The following is a 17,551-nucleotide window of genomic DNA, read 5'->3' as shown; positions in this document are numbered from 1 at the left end:
GCGGATCGATAGATCAGAAAATGCGGATCATATCAGTAGCGGCCGATGCGCCGATGCGCGGCCGCAAATAGCTCCGCTCTACAAAATCTATCTTGCGGTTCAACTCTGCTGAGAGTTCCCGCCTAATGCGCGCTTGATCAATCAGAGAGAACTTCATTTCGAACTCGGGCAGCACGTCAAACGCGAGGTCGATATCCGAAAGCTCGGTAGCCTCATCTCGGGCGAACGAGCCAAACAAATACATATGCTCAATGCCCTCGCGCGCCAGCTAAAGATAACGAGTTGGCGGAGCGAGATGGCCGTTTAGAACGTCGATCCATATCGTCGAGCAGTATCGAGGTAAGCCGAGATGATCGGCGCAGAATGGGCCCGTGAGGGTCTCGGGAAGATTGGGATGCATCGACAGAAGACACGCTGGGGAGGAGCAGGCGTGTCCCGTAAGGTAGACCTTGAATCAAGCCAAAATCGGTGAATGCGGACCGCTCAAAGCCCCGCTGCTGCGCGTTTTGATAGCTGCGCTGCGGGGGCTTTGCGCTCCAGAGCGATCGACCCCTGCAACTGTGAGCGCTCCATAATCCCAAGACTCTAACTGGTTGAATTTCCAACAGTGCCATGTTCCATAATCCCGAGAATCCCATAGTTCACCGCAAGCGATAGTGCTGCATTATTGGGATTCAATGCATGGCCATAGTCGGTGCAACGCCACGCTAGTGGCTAGTGCCACCACGCAGGATCGCGGGCCGCTGAGCGATAGTGATAGCTAGCGGAGCGGATTGCGGAAGCGTTTGCCTGATCGTCAGCCGGCACCGACGCGAGCTGTCCAGCAACATGTTCTTTAGGGCGACAGATATCGCAACAGTCGCATGCTGACCCAAAACAATAACACGCCCGCGATCACCCCGATTTTGATCTGGTGATCCATGAACCGAACGCCCAACACGGCGAAGAATGCGCCGGCCAGGCAAAGCACGGACAGGTTTCCCATCAACCTGGCGGTCATCTTGAGCCAGATGTCGTTTTGGTAAGGCGTCATTGGCGCGTTTCCATTCAAATCGCAGCCTACACCGTATCGACGGGATGGGAAGATGCATGAAATACATCCACGACCACCCGTAACTGGTGGACTGCAAGCCGCCTTCTCGGGACGGCAGGAGTGCCAGAACTATTTGCCGATCTGATCCGAAGTCCGGGCCAAAGCGCGATACAAAGTGCTGCGAGAAATCCCGAAAGTGGTCGCCACGGCCCCCATCGTCTGATCGGGATGCTGAAGTAAGAGACGTGCCTGCTCAAGCTGGCGAGCTGATAGGGCCCGCTTACGTCCGCCGGTTCGTCCTCTCGCTCGGCCGCCGTTTATCGGCGTCCCCTGCGTTGGCCCTGCGCGTTGACGTGGGCGACTCCGACGTCAACTTCCATTCCGGGGCGCGAGCGGGCCTCACGCGGGCCGGTCGCATGCCAGCTTCCCGACCTGCTGCGCCGATCAAGCTAGTGTCAGTAGCACCAGGCGGGCAAGGCAATCGCGCTACCTCCCCACGTTGGCAGGTTCGGGTCAGGTTCGTGTAAGCGGACTCGGATAATTGACTTTGCGAGCGGAGTGGGAATGCGACGATGCGCACAAGAAGCGGCACGGAGTGAGGCATGGCGGCTGTCTGTATAGCCATCGCCCTCGGTCTTGGCTCGACATCCGCGCTCTCAGGGGCAGAGCGCAGGGAAGTTGCTCCGTCAACAGAAGCGATTGAGGAAGCACGGGTATTGCCGAATGCTCCCGGCCAGACGAAACCGGCGGACGCATCTTCAACGGATGAGGTCGTGGTCCTTGACGACATCGAGGTAGTAGGCCGGCGCGGTGACACCGGGATCCTGCCGGAATTCGAGTATGACGCCGATCTCATCGACAGTCAGGCCGCCTCGAGCATCGGCGAGGTGATGGATAGGGCGCGCGACACGTTCAGCCCCGACGAAGCTCCGGTGATCATCATCAACGGCATGCGCGTCGCCGATCCGTCAATATACTATGCTCTGCCGCCCGACGCCCTATCCCGGTTGGAAGTCCTGCCGCCGGGATCTGCCGCAGGATTCGGGGGAACCGCGTCGGGCCGCGTGCTGAACCTCGTCACCGTACCTCGGTTCGTGGGCAAGGACGGTGAGTTCATGGGCCGGGCCCCGACCTCCGGTGGATTTACCCAGGCTCGCGTCGAACTGAGCCGTGCTCAAATGAATGGTCGGGACTTGGTCAATCTCAACCTCGGCCTCGATTCGTCTTCGGCGTTAAACGCTTCGGATCGGCCGGACTACTTGGTTGTTCACCCCGAAAGCACGGCGACGACGTTGCGCCCCGAGACGCGCAATCTGACGGTCAGATCGTCTATCGCTAAAGGACACGGCGACTGGTTCTCAAGCCTGAACTTCGACGGTCGACGCGGCAGCAACCTGATCTTCGCTCGAGGCATTGACGATGCCGTACGTCTGCGTTCACGCAACACCACTCTTCGGCTAGATGGCGGTCTGACCGGCACGGTCTCGGGCTGGAACGTTCGGCTCAGCCTATCTGGCGGACTCGATCGCTCTGCTATGTCGGGGCTGCAGACATCGACGGTCCACGTGCGGAACTTGTCTGGCGGGTTCGATCTGGACCGATCAACACCTGGCCTGCCCGCGGGGCCGATCCGGGTCAGCCTCTCCGGTTCAATGTCAAACGTCGCGTCGCAGATCGAGAGCGAAGGTGCCCGACGTCGGTTCTCACAGATGAGCCACATCGTTCGTGGGCAGCTTTCGATCCCCCTCCTGACTTCTGCGTCTGGTGTCGACAACGCTTCCGACGGAACGGGAAGGCGCTGGCCCGCGCCGCTCGGTGGTCTGGATTTGTCTTTAGGAGGAAGTTTTCAGGGCGGCGAGGACGCCGGGGGCAACAGCTCCGACATTGGCTTGAGCTGGGCCCCATGGCGGCTGTTGAGGGTGAACGGCGCCTGGGCGCACAACGAGACTGCTCCGAGCGATCGCGACCGGTTCGCCCCTATCGCTTTTGGCGCGCCTATCATCGTGTATGATTTCAGACGAGAAGAATCCATCGAGGTGTTGCCGTTGACTGGCGGCAACCCGGACCTGCAAGCGTCGCGATCCGACGTAAAACAAATCAACGCTGCTTTGGGCCCGTTTACCAAGCTGCGGCTGTTGGCCACCGTCGGACTTTCTCGTTCGGAGGCCCACGATGCGCCAGGAACACTGGCGCCGACTCTAGAGAACGAAGCTGCCTTTCCCGAGCGCTTCGTGCGCGATCAGGCCGGGCGTTTGATCCAGGTCGACCAGCGCTCGTTCAACCTTCGGTCCAGCCGCATCGACCGGATGACGTCGCGGCTTTCGCTGACCCGGCCATCGGGCATTGGCGCGCGCGCACTTAGCCTCAGCCTCAACCATTCTTGGCTACTCGCTGATCAAACAGAACCGGGCGGGGGATTGCCGGAACAGGACAGGCTCTCTGGCGACGGCGGGGGCGTCTCACCACAAACCCTAACCTTCCAGGCTAATGGTCGGCGCGGCCCGTGGGGGCTGGACGTTTCGGCGCGTTGGGCTGCACCGTACCGAATCCGAAGGACGAGTCGGGTCGATGATGGGGCGGACCTCAAGATCGCCGGATTCGGCGCCTTGGACTTCCGGCTCAATTACGCATTTCTTGGTGCGGTCTCGGCTGGCGCAGACGGCACCCCGGCTCGACGGGGCGCGGCGGCAAGCCTAGTGTTTGCAGTGGATAATCTGTTCGACACCCGGCCAAAAGCGCAGTTGGCAGACGGCCGACCGGCGCCCGGCTATGGCCGCAGCGAGCGAGACCCCGTTGGACGTACCGTCAGCCTGACGTTGAGGCGTCGCTTTTAGCATGAGGTCACGACCGAAGCCCACGCACTGGCTCTTCACGCCTAGCAGGGCGAAGGGCATTGACGTCATCCTATGACTGACCGTCATGAAGTCGATGCGGCAACCAACGTCGGTAGGCGATAACGCAACTGTTATCTTCGGCGACCATCATGCCAGCTTCGTGCAAGGTTTCCATGCCAGTTTCACTTGGTGGTTGCGCCGTCGCCCTGTCGGCACGCCATCGTCGGGGGACAATCCATTGGCATTCAGGTGCGGTCGCCTCACGTCCGAAGTAGGACACCCGGCTCAGAAGCGCCTCATGGCAGCTCTCGTCGCTCTGGTTGTTCTTTCTAGTGGTCCTGCGCTTGCCTTTCCGCAAACCGGATACACGATCGAGAATGGACAACTCCGCACACGGATCGAGTTGGAAAGCGACGCTTTCAAAGCGTCACCGTTTGAAGTCAGGAACAACGCCATCCTTCTGCAGGCGCAGATTGACGGACATCCGGTCACCGCCATGGTCGATAATGGCGCAGACATCAGCGTGATCGACGAGGCGACCGCACGCGCATTGGGCATTCGCCTATCCGAATGGACCGAGCAAGTTATCACTCCAACCTCATCCGAAGGAATAGTCAGACGTGCGCATGACGTTACGCTCGCAGTGCCAGGTCAGTTCTCCATCAATACTGAAACCATGGCCACCGACCTTTCGGCGCTCTCGGCACTTGTCGGCAAGAAGGTCGATCTCGTCCTTGGGGCTGAAATCGTATCTAATTTGACTGTTGTTCTCGACACCGGCAAAGGAAGCGAAATGTCAGAGCCTAGCATTAATATCAGATTTGCGGAAGCGCCGCCGAGTACGCTGATAGAAGTGGAGGTCGATATAGATAACCTTCGCACTTTCGGCGTTGTAGGTGACATCGCCACTTGGAAACTTACGAAAGCATACTTCAAGCTTTACGAGAATGCGACCGGAAATGTATTCCATGGGGAGGTCGATCTGCCGGGCGGAGCAGGATCTAGCTGGTCGTACACTTGGAATGGACGGATGTACAAAGAAGGCGGCGGTCAACAGATTCAGGTGCAAGTCCGGTTTGACACCACGGGCCCCGGCGTCAGGGTTCGATTTAATCTGTACTGGTAAGCAATCACGCGGCTCTTTTCCAAGGAGGGGATGAGCCGCGCGTGTCTGCGAGAGACAATGATGCAGTGGTTACTACAGCAACTGCAAGGCAATCAATTTCTGATGGCCGCACTGGTGGCGGTCGCGGGATTGGCCTTGCGAAATCTGCCCCTTCGCCTTGCTCGTTCGCTGCGCAATCTTGGAACCACAAGCCTCACACTCCAGAACGCCGATCAAATCTACGCTCAGGTCGATGTCGTTATGGCGCGTGCGGCCATGGGACACCGCGTTCAACGTCTCAGCATGGTGGAGGGCTACGATCAGGCGCGCGATGAGTGGGATTGGGAGTTTGCGCTCGGAGAAGGCCATCATTTCCTCTGGATTGACGGCGCGCTCGTGATCGTCACGCGCACGACGAATGAGCAGGGCGGCGAAGGCGGGAGAAGCCTTCGCCGCCCTGCCACCTTAACGATAACGACCTTGGGACGTTCGCGCGCCGTCATCGCGAAGATCATAGACGCGGCGCGCGCTATAAATAGGGATGAGACCCACCAGAGGATATTTTATTGGACCAAGGGGTGCTTTGTGGTCGCGGACCGAAAAAAGCGACGGAGCCTCGACACGGTCTTCGTGCCTCAGAAAATCAAGCAACGATTGCTGACGGACATGACCGACTTTCTTGAAGGGCGCGCGGAGTATCACCGTAGGGGAGACCCTTACCGTAGGACCTACGCCTTTGAGGGGCCGCCGGGGACGGGAAAGACGACATTGGTTCAGACTCTGGCCGCCCATTTTGATCGGGATGTTTATGTTATCAATCTATCTGGCGCGGACAGTGACGAGACACTTCAGTCCGCGCTTAACCAGATCGACAAATCCGGCGTCGGATTGATTGAGGACATAGACGCCAGCGACGTCACGCATCACCGGCAACCTTTTAGCGGGGAACTTCGTCCATCAGACGCTTATGGAATGCGCGACAGCTCAGGGCTGACGCTCAGCGGGATCCTAAATGCGCTTGATGGTGCCGTCGCGCGCGAAGGGCGGATTATGTTTGTGACGAGCAATCACATAGCCCATCTTGACGAGGCCCTCGTACGACCGGGTCGAATTGACGTGATCGAGCACATCGGCCTGATGCAGCCTTCGGAGGCATTGGCGATGAGCCGTCATTATTGGCCGTCGGATCCATCAATCGATGCTTGGTTTAGCGACCGCGTCCTGCCAATGCTCCCGATGGCACCGAGCCGTCTTCGTGAGATGTTGTTGTCGCGGAAAGCAACGCTGGAGTCGGAGCACCGCACGCATTCCGTACCGGTTGGGCCAAACCCCACCGCGCTGGCCACATTCCTGGGGTGATGTGGACATCCACGCCCACCCGTAACTGGTGGACTGCAAGCCGCCCTCTCGGGACGGCAGGAGTGCCAGAACTATTTGCCGATCTGATCCGAAGTCCGGGCCAAAGCGCGATACAAAGTGCTGCGAGAAATCCCGAAAGTGGTCGCCACGGCCCCCATCGTCTGATCGGGATGCTGAAGTAAGAGACGTACCTGCTCAAGCTGGCGAGCCGATAGGGCCCGCTTACGCCCGCCAGTTCGTCCTCTCGCTCGAGCGGCTGCCAAGCCTGCCATGGTCCGCTCGCGGATCAAGTCTCGCTCCATTTCGGCTAGAGCCGCCATCATATGGAAGAAGAACCGTCCTGCCGGTGTTGTGGTGTCGATGCCATCAGTCAGGCTTCGAAATTCAACGCCACGGCTCTTTAGCGCACTGACGAAATCAACAAGCTGGCCGACTGTGCGGCCTAGGCGGTCAAGCTTCCAAACGACGAAGACATCTTTCTCTCGGGCAAAGCTCAAAGCCTCGCCCAATGCCTTGCGATCTACCCGCGCGCCGGACGCAGCTTCAGAGAAGATCCGCTCGCAGCCCGCCTGTTTGAGCGCGTCAATCTGGAGATCGAGGTTTTGGTCCGCAGTCGAGACCCGCGCGTATCCGATCACGGCACGCCGGAGGTGTCGTAGCGACTGCAGATTGCGCTAACGCCGGAGGAGGGCGATGAGTCAGTCCAATTCCGTTTTTCAAAGCGGCCTGACGACCTGGAACCTGCCCGAAGGTGACAGCGCCCGGCAAGCCGTCGCTCCGTTGCGGGGCTACGTATATCAACTCGAGGCATCCCTGGCGCGCTGGCTGGTTCTGCCCACCGGAAGTGAACTGCTGCTCGAAGTCGCGGAAGACTACGCCGAGGTTGCCCGCAATCCGGGCTCGCTCGACGCGGTTCTGAAAGCAACCCAGATCAAGGACACTCGCGAGTCGGGGGCGGTGACCCTGGTCGTGCCGATATATCGCTCGATCAAGGCGCCATACCGCGGCTCCCTCACCGGTCGATGCTCTGAACCATTATCGGCGTGGACGAGCTCAGGAAACCCGTGACACGGCCAGTCCCAGTTCTGTCCGGCGTCCTCGAGCAGAGCCTCTTTGGGCAAAAAAGCTCTGAGCAGCGCCATTGCAGACTGGATTCGGGAAGGTTTACCGAGGCTCACATAACATCCGACGCACATGCGACTGAAAGCGTCGATGATAAGCGTGACCGTCGGTCGCCCAATCGGCTGGCGGAACCGCCGATCCACCAGAATGATATCTCCTTCGGTGTGATCAATCAGCCAAACCTGATTGGGGCGCTCGACGACGAACTCCCCCGGGCGCGACGTCGCAATTTCTGCGGCGTTCTTGCCATGACGGGCCTTCAGCCGGTCGTAAAGATCCAAGGCCTGGATGCGTGTTTTGACGCCCTTTCGGCCAGGGGGATTTAGACCGGCCCTCCTACACCGGGCGCGAACTGTGTTGAGTACCGCCGTTTCGCTTGGGCGCTGTTCGGCAACATAGTCCCGCTCCAAGACCTCGCGGATGATCTCGTCTATGTCCGCTGCATACATCGAAAGCCCGGCGGGACGGCCTGACTTGGCGGGCAAGAGAGCTGAAGTGCGCTCATCCTCTTTGAGCCGCGCAATTAGGCGGTATGCCTTTGTCGTGGATATGTTGAGCGCAGCGGCGGCCGCATTGACGTCCGCACGGCGCTTCTTTTCCATTTGGGCCAGTGGAAGAAGGACTCGCCTCGCCGCTGTCGCAGCACGCCACGCAGCGTCCGGCTCCTCGGGGTCTTCCGCATCATGCTGGCCGACCGACATTTCAGTAATCCTAGGAACCTGAAACCTAAGAAAATGAAAGTTTGCTCTTTATCTCCAGCGCGGCAAGCAATTTTTTGGAGCAGTTCATGTCGTCGATCGACATCAGTTTCCTAGGACGAAACGCGCAACTTCGAACCGTTGGAACCAATACCTACAATGACCTCGAGACTATCGTCATGACGAGACGAGATGTGCGAGCCGTCGCCGGACGGGAACCGATAGCCAGATTTCAGATGCTGATTGGGCGCACTGCCTACCGAATTTTTACAGATGCGCCGTCCAATGTTCTTCAGATACGATCGAAATCGCACTGCCATCGTCGCGCCATGCCGACGCCTGGATCCGCGCGTACAGAGTACGGATGACCGGTTGGTCGCTGACGACCGTATTGGCCGCCAACCACTTTTGCAGGAACTCAACCTCGGCCTGGTTCAAGTCGCCGTCTGCGGCGATCCCCCGCGCCAAACCTACCAGTTCGTCGATCTGACGTGCGGTGATCCGGTCGCTACCTAGCTGGTTGATCAGACTGTCCATATTCGTGTCCTATGTTGAGAGGCGCTGGAGGGACGGCGCCATGTCGATCAGCCGCACCGCCTGTAAGGCGACTTCGGGGAGTTGCGTGACATAAGCCTCGTGGCGGCGTTCCCACAGTCGGCGCAGCACCGCCTGCGGCGCATAGGCGTCGAACTTGGCCTCGCTGAGATTGACTACGAAGGCGCTGAGCTCGGCCGCCGAAGGAGCCCGAGCTGCGACCGTCTCCAGCAGAATCCGCGCGTGATCGGTCGTCGTATTGGTTAGGGTGACGCCCAGGTCGTGAACCTCCGTCTCGGCCCCCATAGCCAGAAGCGCGACGGCCATGACGCCGTTCATCTCTCCGCCCCGCCACAGCAGCACGTGAGTGTCTGGGCCGTCAGCTAAGACCGCACGGCGAGACAGGTCGAAAGCGGCAAAGGCGTCACTCCCCTCCTGCAGCAACGCGGTCGCGGCAGGATCCGCATAGGCAGGCAGATCCTGCGCGAGATAGACCGCTCGCATTTCTTGAGCGAGGCGATCGCCTAGAGGTTCGACCGCTTGTCGTTCGAACAGGGGAAGTCGTCCGGACCGATGAGGCTCAACGTTCAGCACCTTCGCCCGATCATCGACGGCGATTACGCGCCACCGGCGTCCCGCAAAAGCGAGGATACTGCCGACAAAGAGGACATTGGAGATCGGAATCTGCCCAAGCGGGCGCGCGCCATGCCGCAGGGACCATTCCTCGTCGGTTTCGAAAATGGCGTAAAACTCTCGATCTGAAGTCAGCCGCTCCCCAAGTACTCCCAGCATGATCTGTCCGTCCGGCGCCTGTTCGATCAGTCCAACCGCCGGGTCGCCCATTGCGCGCAGCAAGCCGAGAAACATCTCCTGATCCAGAGCGACGAGAGGTCCCGCGCCGAAGAGGGCGTTGAAGAGCCCACCCGCCGACATGCCCCCGCGCTCCACGATTAAGGACAGAATCTGATGGATCGCTACTGTGGCCAAGCCAACACCGTGTCGCGGCGACTCCACATACCGCTCAAGCAGCAACCGGACGGCGGCCACAGCGCGAATGGTTTCGGGACGAAGCGCGTCAAGGGGGCCGGAGGTGCCGGTCAGGGGCTGCTCGCGCACATAGACCCGCAGAACAGCTGGCGCGCCCTTGCGCCGACCGCTTCGTCCGCGCCTCTGTCTCAGGCTGGCGAGGGAGCGCGGTGCACCCAACTGCGCAACTGATTTTACCCCGCCGAGGTCGATGCCCAGTTCCAGGGTGGTCGTGGCCACGGCTGTTGTTGGCAGGGTTGCCGCCTTCAGCAACCATGGCGCTATGCCTGCGATAGCCGATTTCGTGACGCCAGTGTCGCCGTATCAGAACTCGAATCTCAGGTTTAAGGCACCGAAGCGCTCGAAAACTCTGGAATCCCAGGGTTAGAGACAGCTCACACAACAGCGCGGATATGTCTTCGTTTCGCATAATATATCTTAGGCGAAGAACGGGCATCTTCGACCAAAGTCGCCCTGACGCTTGTTCGCCCGCTGCGCCACTGTCTCCCGTCAACAAGCGCCGTTCTGCGGTGTGAAAACGGTCGGAAAGACCTGATAGCTGGGAGGCTACGCAATGACGGACAGCGCCACGGGTGCGCCGGTCGATGAGTATGTGGTGGGTAAGAACGACAAGCTGGTGATCCTGGCGTCGTCGGTCGGCACCGTTATCGAGTGGTATGATTTCTATCTTTACGGGTCGCTGGCCGCGATCATCACGGTTCAGTTCTTTTCAGGCGTCAACGAGACGACCGGCTACATCTTCGCCCTCATGGCCTTCGCCGCCGGGTTCGCAGTGCGTCCCTTCGGGGCCATCGTGTTCGGGCGTCTGGGCGATCTTTGGGGCCGCAAGAACACCTTCCTGGTGACCATGCTGCTGATGGGGCTTTCGACCTTCGTGGTCGGTCTATTGCCGCCCTATGCGGCGATCGGCATCGCCGCGCCGATCATTCTGGTGCTGATGCGCCTGATCCAGGGCCTGGCCTTGGGCGGTGAATACGGCGGCGCCGCCACCTATGTGGCCGAACATGCGCCGCATGGTAAACGCGGCTTCTACACCTCCTTCATCCAGATCACCGCGACTGCGGGGCTGGTGCTGAGCCTGGTGGTCATCCTGGGCGTTCGCGTCGCTGTGGGTGAAGACGCCTTTGCGGAATGGGGCTGGCGTATTCCGTTCCTGGTCTCGATCCTGCTGCTGGCGGTATCGTTGTGGATCCGTCTGAAACTGTCCGAAAGCCCGTCGTTCAAGCGGATGAAGGCCGAGGGCAAGGGTTCCAAGACCCCGCTGAAGGACTCGTTCGGCAAATGGCCCAATCTGAAGCTGGTGCTGATCGCCCTGCTGGGTCTGACTGCGGGCCAGGCGGTCATCTGGTACACGGGCCAGTTCTACGCCCTGTTCTTCCTGGAACGGGTGATGAAGGTGGATGCGACCCTGGTCTATGTGATGCTGACCATCGCTCTGGTCGCGGCCTCGCCCTTCTTCATCTTCTGGGGCTGGCTGTCGGACAAGGTGGGACGCAAGCCGGTCATCCTGGCCGGGTGCCTGATCGCCGCCCTCACCTATTTCCCGCTGTTCAACGCCCTGACCCAGGCCGCCAATCCGCGCCTGGCTGCGGCCGCCGCCTCGGCGCCGGTCGTGGTCTACGCCGACCCGGCGGACTGCAATGTCCAGTTCGACCCCATCGGCAAGACCGTGTTCAACCAGTCCTGCGACGTGGCCAAGTCGCACCTGGCCAAGGCCGGCGTCACCTATACCAATATTGAGGCGCCTGCCGGCACGGTGGCCGAGGTGCGGATCGGTGATCAGGCGGTCGTCCAGAGTTTCCGCGGCGACGCCATGACGACGGCCGACTTCGCGGCCCAGAAGAAGACCTGGGACAAGGACATGAGCGCCGCCCTGACCGCCGCCGGTTATCCGGCCAAGGCGGACAGCGCCCTGGTCAACAAGCCGATGGTGGTGCTGATCCTGTTCATCCTCGGCTTCTATGTGACCATGGTCTACGGACCGATCGCGGCGGCCCTGGTCGAGATGTTCCCGACCAATATCCGCTACACCTCCATGTCCCTGCCCTATCATATCGGCAACGGCTGGTTCGGCGGCTTCCTGCCCACAACGGCCTTCGCCATCGTGGCGGCGACGGGGAATATCTACTCCGGCCTCTGGTATCCGATCATCGTGGCGCTCGCGACGGTCGTGCTGGGCGTCCTGCTGGTCAAGGAAGGCAAGGACGTCGATCTGAACGCCTGATCCTGCTTTCGGGCGTGAATGAGGGGCGGGTCGTCGCGAGGCGGCCCGCCTTTCGCTTGTTAAAGCCCCCCTGCCCGGTTCAGATGCCGCCATGTTCAGCCTGATGATCCTCGGCCTGGTGGTCGCCTATATGGCGGTTCTGTTCGCCGTAGCCTGGCATCAGGAACGGCCAGCGGCGCGGGCGCGGGGACGCGGACTGGGGGCGTCGGTCTATGCCCTGTCGCTGGCCATCTATTGCACCTCCTGGACCTATTATGGCGCGGTCGGCACGGCGGCGCGGGACGGTTGGGAGTATCTGCCCATCTACATCGGGCCGGTTCTGGGCCTGACGGTCCTGTTTCCCCTGTGGCGTCGGATCGCCGCGGCGGCCCGGCGCGAGAATGTCGGCTCAATGGCCGATTTCGTCGCCTCGCGGTATGGCAAGAGCCAGACCTTGGGCGCAGCGGTCACCCTGGTCGCCATCCTGGGGTCGCTGCCCTATATCGCGCTTCAGCTGAAATCCTTGTCGATGGCCGGAGCGTTGCTGACGGCCGGGACGCCGGTGGCGGGGTCGGAGAGTTTGACCGTCCTGGTTCTGGCAGGGGTTCTGGCGGGTTTCGCCATCCTGTTCGGGGCGCGGCGGCCCGACCTGACCGAGCACAACCGAGGACTGATCCAGGCGATCGGCCTGGAATCCCTGGTCAAGCTGGGCGCCCTGCTGCTGGTGGCGGTCTTTGCGCTCGTTCTTCTGGTTCAGGACGGATCTCCGGCGCGCAGTCTGGAAGGCCTGGGCGCCCTCGCCGCCCCGCCTGAGCTGACGCCCCGGTTCTTGGCCATCGCCTTGATCGCGACCCTGGCCATCTTCTGCCTGCCCCGTCAGTTCCATGTGGCGTTCGTCGAGGGGGCAGACCCCAGCCATGTCCGGCGCGCGCGCTGGATTTTTCCGGCCTATCTCGTGCTGACCAGTCTGGCGGTCCTGCCGTTGGTGGCTGCGGGCGCCCTGTTCGCGCCGTCGACCAATCCCGATCTGCTGGTCCTGGCCCTGCCGTTCGGGCGGGGCGAATCCCTGCTGACCGCCGTCGTCTTCGTCGGCGGATTCTCCGCCGCGACGGCCATGGTCATCGTCGAGGCGGTGGCTCTGTCGGCCATGGTGTCCAACAGCCTGATCCTGCCCTTCCTGGCGCGGGACCGCTGGCGGCTGCGCGGCGACGCCTCGGACATGTCGGGCGTAATCCTGCAGGTGCGGCGCGGGGCCATCGTCGCCGTTCTGCTGCTGGCCTGGCTCTATTATCAGGCGACCGATCAGTCGCGTGGCTTGGCGGCCATGGGCCTGGTGTCGTTCGCCGCCATGGCGCAGCTGGCGCCGGCGCTGTTCGGGGCCGTGCTGTGGCGCGGCGGCCATGCCCACGGGGCGCTGGCGGGGATGACGGTCGGGATCGCGGTCTGGATCGTCATGCTGGCCCTGCCCCAGCTGGCGCCCGGCGCGCCCTGGCATCCGCATGTGATGCTGGGGGTCAAGGATCCGCTGGCTCTGGGCGTGTTCGTCAGCCTGGGTCTGAATCTGGCAGCCTATGTCGGGGTGTCGCGCTTCGCTCAGCCCAGGCTGATCGACCGGGTGCAGGCGCGGGCCTTTGTCGATCGGCTGGGTCCGGACTGGCTGGATGCCAAGCCGTCGCCGTCCGGCGCCTCGGTCGGCGATCTGCGCGCCCTCGTCGCCCGGTTCATCGGCGACGAGCGGGCCGAGCGGGCCTTCGCAGCCTGGAGCGCAGAAACCGATATTCGACTGCGTGACGCCGATCCGGCCGACGCCGGGCTGGCGCGGGCGGCGGAACGGATGCTGGCCGGCGCCATCGGCGCGGCCTCGGCGCGCCGGGTCATCGCTGCGGCTCTGGCGGGGGGCGGCCGCGCGCCCGAGGATGTGGTGCGGATGCTCGACGAGGCGTCCCAGGCCGTCCAGTTCAGCCGCGATCTGTTGCAAACGACCCTGGACAACATCGATCAAGGAGTGATCGTGGTCGATGAGGATCTACGCGTAACGGCATGGAATAGAAGATGTGTTTCCATGTTCGACTTGCCGCTCGGCTTTGTTCATGTCGGCCTGCCCATCGCCAGCATCTATCGGCTGAACGCAGAACGCGGCGAGAGCCCCGACGATATCGACGCTTGGGTCGAGCGCCGGCTGGAAGCGCTCAGCCGCCGCATTCCGCATGATCACGAGCGGCTTCAGCCGGATGGACGCGTGTTGCGGTCGTCCGGCGCCCCTATTCCCGGCGGGGGCTATGTCACCAGCTATACGGACATCACCGCCCTGCGGCGGGCGGCCAGTCAATTGGAAGAGGCCAACGAGAGGCTGGAGGCGCGGGTCGCCGATCGCACCGCCCGGCTTGAGGAAGCCCGGCGCGTGGCCGAGGATGCGACGGCTTCGAAGACCCGCTTCCTGGCCGCCGCCAGTCACGACCTGCTGCAACCGTTGCACGCCGCCCGGCTGTTCATCGCCGCGCTTAAGGAGGAGCCGGCCGTGTCCGGTCCGGACGCCGGACCGGCCAGCCGCACCCTCGCCGTCAACGCCGACCGCGCTATCGACAGCGCCCACCGCCTGCTGACCGCCCTGCTGAACTTGTCGAAACTGGAGGCCGGCGGGGTCAAGGCGGCGGTCACGCGCCTATCGCTGGACGGTCTCTTCGACGAGTTGAGGCGCGAATACGCCCCCGTGGCCGAGGCCAAGGGTCTGGCCTTGACCCTCGTACCCAGCGGCCTATGGGTGAGATCTGACCGCGATCTGTTGCGGTCCATGCTACAGAACCTGATCGCCAACGCCATCAGATACACCGACAAGGGCCGGGTTCTGGTGGGCGCGCGACGGCAGGGCGAGAGGGTGCGGCTGCTGGTGTGCGACACCGGGCGCGGCATTCCCGACGCGGACCAGGAGACGGTCTTCGGGGAGTTCGTACGGTTGCCCGGCGCGCCGGTCGATGAACCGGGCGCCGGTCTTGGGTTGGCTATCGTGCGGCGTCTGTCCAGCCTGCTGGATCACCCGCTGGAGCTGAACTCGCGTGTCGGACGCGGCTCCATCTTCCGCATCACCGTGCCGCGCGGCGTCGCGGACGCGGTTGTTGAAGTCGTTTCGACCCATGAGGTGCGACTGCCCCTGGCGGGTCTGCGGGTGCTGTGCGTGGACAACGAACCGGTGATCCTGGAAGCCCTCGACGCCCTGCTGACGCGATGGGGCGCACGGCCGACGCTTGTGTCCGGGGTGGATGCGGCCCTGGATGCGGCGGGACCATTTGACGCCGCCGTCGTGGACCTGCACCTGGGCGACGGGGCCGACGGATTTGCGGTCATCGACGGCTTGAGACCGCGCGGCGTGCGCCGGATCGCCCTGGTCACCGCCGACACCCGCGATGGTCTGAACGAAAAGGCCAATGCGGCAGGGGCCGTGCTGCTGCCCAAGCCGATCAAACCGGCTGCGCTGAAGGCCTTTCTGTCGAGCTAGGCGGGATCAAGCTGTTTCGCCAGGATCACCGCCTGGGTGCGGTTGTGGACGCCCAATTTGCGGAAGACGCTGGTCAGGTGGGCCTTGATCGTCGCCTCGGATACGCCGAGGTCGAAGGCGATCTGCTTGTTCAGCCGTCCGGCCTTCAGGCCCTCTAGAATCCGTAGTTGCGACGGCGTCAGGCTGGCGACCCGGGCGGGTAGATCATCATCGACGTCGCCCTCCGCCGTCTCCGGGGCCCAGCCGTCGCCGGCGAGAATGGCGGTGATGGCCTCGACCATCTGCGGCAGGCTGGCCGATTTGGGGATGAAGCCCGCCGCGCCCAGGCCCAGCGCATGTCGAACGACCGACGCGTCCTCGCTGGCAGAAACCACGGCGACCGGCACGGCCGGATGTTCGGCGCGGATGGCGGCGAGGCCGGCCATCCCTTCGCTGTCCGACAGTTTCAGATCTAACAGCAGCAGATCGACCGCCGCCGCCGCCAAGGCCAGCCGGGCCTCGGCCAGGCTGGCGCACTCATCAATCACAGCGCCGGGGGCCGCCTTGTCGACCGCAGACCGCAGAGCGGCGCGAAACAGCGGGTGATCGTCGGCGACGACGATACGGTCCATCAGGCGTCCTTCCCTTGCGCGGCATGCTTTTCGGCCCCGTCGGCGACAGCATGGCGCGGTTCGACTTTCGTCGAAACTAGACGAATGGCTAATGGCCGCATACGCCCCTTGGGGAAAAGGTTCACCCGGACGCTCGCATCAGACGAGCGCGGGAGGTACCATGATGATCAAGTCCAGCCTGGCGGCGGGATGCGCGGCTGCGGCCCTGCTTCTGGCCCCCGGCGTCGCCTCGGCGCAAGACGCCCAGGCCGCCCTCGAAGCTCGTATCGCTCAACTCGAAGCCGAGTTGAACGCCCTCAAATCCGAAGTCATCGCCGCCCGCACCCAGCAGGCGGCGCAGCAGCAGGACATCATCCGGCTGGAGACCCGCCCTGCCCCGCCGCCCCCGGTGCAGCAGGCCGCCGCGCCCAGCGACGGTTTCCGCATCGGCGATCACACGGTGAAGTTCGGCGGCTTCGTCAAGGTCGACGCCTCGGCCTCCAGCTATTCCGGGGGCGATCCGATCAACGGCGACGCCCTGCGCGAATTCCATATCCCCGGCTCCATTCCCATCGGCGGCGCGGACGAGGATACGGCGACCGACTTCAATGCGCGCCAGACCCGGTTCTGGTTGACGACCGACGGTCTGGTCGGCGGCCGCAAGGTCGGCACCCGGTTGGAGATGGACTTCCAGACCCTGCCCGGCACGGCGGACCAACGCACCACCAGCCCTGCCAATCCCGCCCTGCGCCGCGCCTTCGTCACCATCGACAACTGGCTGATCGGTCAGGAGTGGACCAACTTCCAGAACACCGCCGTCTTGCCGGAATCCGCCGACTTCATCGGTGCGGCCGAGGGCACGGTCTTCGCCCGTCAGGTCCAGGTCCGCTACACGCGTGGTCCCTTCTCGGTCTCGGTGGAAAATCCCGAAACGACCGTCACCCCGTTCGGCGGCGGCGCCCGGGTCATCGCCGACGACAACAGCCTGCCGGACTTCACCGCTCGTTACGCCGTGTCGCGACCCTGGGGGGATCTGCAGTTCGCCGGCCTGCTGCGCCAGCTGAAATACCAGAACCCGGCGACGGACATCGATTCCAGCGCCACCGGCTGGGGGCTGTCGGCCTCGACCAAGATCAAGGTCGGGTCCAAGGACGACGTCCGCCTGATGGTGACCGGCGGCGAAGGCATCGGCCGCTATGTCGGGCTGAACTTCTCGAACGACGCGGTGCTGGACGCCTCCGGCGAGCTGGAGGCGATCGGCGTCGTCGCCGGCTTCGCCGCCTATCGCCACGTCTGGGCGCCCGGCTGGCGCTCCAGCCTGATCTGGTCGGCCCAGAAGGTGGACAACGACACGACTGTGACCGGCCTGGCCGTCAATCGGTCTGCCCAGAGCATCCACGCCAACTTGATCTGGTCGCCCGTTACGGCGTTTGATGTAGGCGCCGAACTGATGTTCGCTGATCGCGAAATCGAATCCGGCGCGAGCGGCGACATGACCCGACTGATCCTGTTCGCCAAATACGGATTCTAAAA

At 62.7% G+C, this 17,551-nt stretch carries 14 protein-coding genes; 6 read left to right on the top strand and 8 right to left on the bottom strand.

What is annotated here, in order from left to right:
- Positions 1–13: 13 nt before the first annotated feature.
- The 3 genes from PKE72_RS15125 to PKE72_RS17530 form a co-directional block, all read right to left on the bottom strand.
- Positions 14–253 (bottom strand): nucleotidyltransferase family protein, encoded by a 240-nt coding sequence (locus tag PKE72_RS15125; RefSeq protein ID WP_271166620.1) that lies wholly within the window; start codon positions 251–253, stop codon positions 14–16.
- 582 nt (positions 254–835) lie between these two features.
- Positions 836–1,033, bottom strand: coding sequence for a hypothetical protein (locus PKE72_RS15120; RefSeq protein WP_267513276.1), 198 nt, complete (start codon positions 1,031–1,033; stop codon positions 836–838).
- 129 nt (positions 1,034–1,162) lie between these two features.
- Positions 1,163–1,354 carry a helix-turn-helix domain-containing protein gene (locus PKE72_RS17530; protein WP_373878111.1) on the bottom strand — a complete coding sequence of 64 codons (192 nt, stop codon included), beginning with the start codon at positions 1,352–1,354 and terminating at the stop codon, positions 1,163–1,165.
- Positions 1,355–1,635: 281 nt separating this feature from the next.
- Between PKE72_RS17530 and PKE72_RS15115 the strand changes: the two genes are divergently transcribed.
- From PKE72_RS15115 to PKE72_RS15105, 3 genes are all read left to right on the top strand, one after another.
- Positions 1,636–3,867 (top strand): porin family protein, encoded by a 2,232-nt coding sequence (locus PKE72_RS15115; RefSeq protein WP_271166200.1) that lies wholly within the window; start codon positions 1,636–1,638, stop codon positions 3,865–3,867.
- A gap of 298 nt (positions 3,868–4,165) precedes the next feature.
- Positions 4,166–4,993: a retropepsin-like aspartic protease gene (locus tag PKE72_RS15110; RefSeq protein WP_271166199.1), complete on the top strand. Its 828-nt coding sequence runs from the start codon at positions 4,166–4,168 to the stop codon at positions 4,991–4,993.
- A gap of 57 nt (positions 4,994–5,050) precedes the next feature.
- A complete protein-coding gene (locus PKE72_RS15105; RefSeq protein WP_271166198.1) occupies positions 5,051–6,331 on the top strand; it encodes an AAA family ATPase in 1,281 nt (426 codons plus the stop codon).
- A 71-nt stretch (positions 6,332–6,402) separates the two neighbouring features.
- On the opposite strand, the gene PKE72_RS15100 is transcribed toward PKE72_RS15105, so the two are convergent.
- The 4 genes from PKE72_RS15100 to PKE72_RS15085 all read right to left on the bottom strand — a co-directional run bounded on the left by PKE72_RS15100 (position 6,403) and on the right by PKE72_RS15085 (position 9,984).
- Positions 6,403–6,969, bottom strand: coding sequence for a recombinase family protein (locus PKE72_RS15100; protein ID WP_271166197.1), 567 nt, complete (start codon positions 6,967–6,969; stop codon positions 6,403–6,405).
- Positions 6,970–7,203: 234 nt separating this feature from the next.
- Positions 7,204–8,154 (bottom strand): TnsB C-terminal domain-containing protein, encoded by a 951-nt coding sequence (locus tag PKE72_RS15095; RefSeq protein WP_271166196.1) that lies wholly within the window; start codon positions 8,152–8,154, stop codon positions 7,204–7,206.
- A gap of 264 nt (positions 8,155–8,418) precedes the next feature.
- Positions 8,419–8,688, bottom strand: a complete 270-nt coding sequence (locus PKE72_RS15090) for a hypothetical protein (protein WP_271166195.1) — start codon at positions 8,686–8,688, stop codon at positions 8,419–8,421.
- A gap of 9 nt (positions 8,689–8,697) precedes the next feature.
- Complete coding sequence (locus PKE72_RS15085; RefSeq protein ID WP_271166194.1) at positions 8,698–9,984, bottom strand: helicase-related protein; 1,287 nt, start codon at positions 9,982–9,984, stop codon at positions 8,698–8,700.
- Between the two features lie 301 nt (positions 9,985–10,285).
- On the opposite strand from PKE72_RS15085, the gene PKE72_RS15080 reads away from it, so the two are divergent.
- Both PKE72_RS15080 and PKE72_RS15075 read left to right on the top strand, forming a co-directional pair.
- The gene (locus PKE72_RS15080) at positions 10,286–11,956 is read left to right on the top strand and encodes an MFS transporter (RefSeq protein ID WP_271166193.1); all 1,671 of its coding nucleotides are present in this window, start codon (positions 10,286–10,288) and stop codon (positions 11,954–11,956) included.
- A gap of 91 nt (positions 11,957–12,047) precedes the next feature.
- Positions 12,048–15,428: a hybrid sensor histidine kinase/response regulator gene (locus PKE72_RS15075; protein WP_271166192.1), complete on the top strand. Its 3,381-nt coding sequence runs from the start codon at positions 12,048–12,050 to the stop codon at positions 15,426–15,428.
- On the opposite strand, the gene PKE72_RS15070 is transcribed toward PKE72_RS15075, so the two are convergent.
- On the bottom strand, positions 15,425–16,039 hold the full coding sequence (locus PKE72_RS15070; protein WP_271166191.1) for a response regulator transcription factor: 615 nt from the start codon (positions 16,037–16,039) through the stop codon (positions 15,425–15,427). The two genes, PKE72_RS15075 and PKE72_RS15070, sit on opposite strands and share 4 nt — an antisense overlap.
- 160 nt (positions 16,040–16,199) lie before the next feature.
- Between PKE72_RS15070 and PKE72_RS15065 the strand changes: the two genes are divergently transcribed.
- Positions 16,200–17,549, top strand: coding sequence for a DcaP family trimeric outer membrane transporter (locus PKE72_RS15065; protein ID WP_271166190.1), 1,350 nt, complete (start codon positions 16,200–16,202; stop codon positions 17,547–17,549).
- Positions 17,550–17,551 lie beyond the last annotated feature (2 nt).

The organism is Brevundimonas intermedia (assembly GCF_027922165.1).
GTDB classification, from domain to species: Bacteria; Pseudomonadota; Alphaproteobacteria; order Caulobacterales; family Caulobacteraceae; genus Brevundimonas; species Brevundimonas intermedia.
The sequence above is the reverse complement of the archived record's forward strand: the minus strand, read 5'-3'. Positions and strand labels throughout refer to the sequence as shown.

What these genes read in the sequence shown, in the direction of transcription:
- PKE72_RS15120 (WP_267513276.1), bottom strand. Translation starts at nt 1,033, where the DNA reads ATGACGCCTTACCAAAACGACATCTGGCTCAAGATGACCGCCAGGTTG.
- PKE72_RS15115 (WP_271166200.1), top strand. Translation starts at nt 1,636, where the DNA reads ATGGCGGCTGTCTGTATAGCCATCGCCCTCGGTCTTGGCTCGACATCC.
- PKE72_RS15110 (WP_271166199.1), top strand. Translation starts at nt 4,166, where the DNA reads ATGGCAGCTCTCGTCGCTCTGGTTGTTCTTTCTAGTGGTCCTGCGCTT.
- PKE72_RS15105 (WP_271166198.1), top strand. Translation starts at nt 5,051, where the DNA reads ATGATGCAGTGGTTACTACAGCAACTGCAAGGCAATCAATTTCTGATG.
- PKE72_RS15095 (WP_271166196.1), bottom strand. Translation starts at nt 8,154, where the DNA reads ATGTCGGTCGGCCAGCATGATGCGGAAGACCCCGAGGAGCCGGACGCT.
- PKE72_RS15090 (WP_271166195.1), bottom strand. Translation starts at nt 8,688, where the DNA reads ATGGACAGTCTGATCAACCAGCTAGGTAGCGACCGGATCACCGCACGT.
- PKE72_RS15080 (WP_271166193.1), top strand. Translation starts at nt 10,286, where the DNA reads ATGACGGACAGCGCCACGGGTGCGCCGGTCGATGAGTATGTGGTGGGT.
- PKE72_RS15075 (WP_271166192.1), top strand. Translation starts at nt 12,048, where the DNA reads ATGTTCAGCCTGATGATCCTCGGCCTGGTGGTCGCCTATATGGCGGTT.
- PKE72_RS15070 (WP_271166191.1), bottom strand. Translation starts at nt 16,039, where the DNA reads ATGGACCGTATCGTCGTCGCCGACGATCACCCGCTGTTTCGCGCCGCT.
- PKE72_RS15065 (WP_271166190.1), top strand. Translation starts at nt 16,200, where the DNA reads ATGATGATCAAGTCCAGCCTGGCGGCGGGATGCGCGGCTGCGGCCCTG.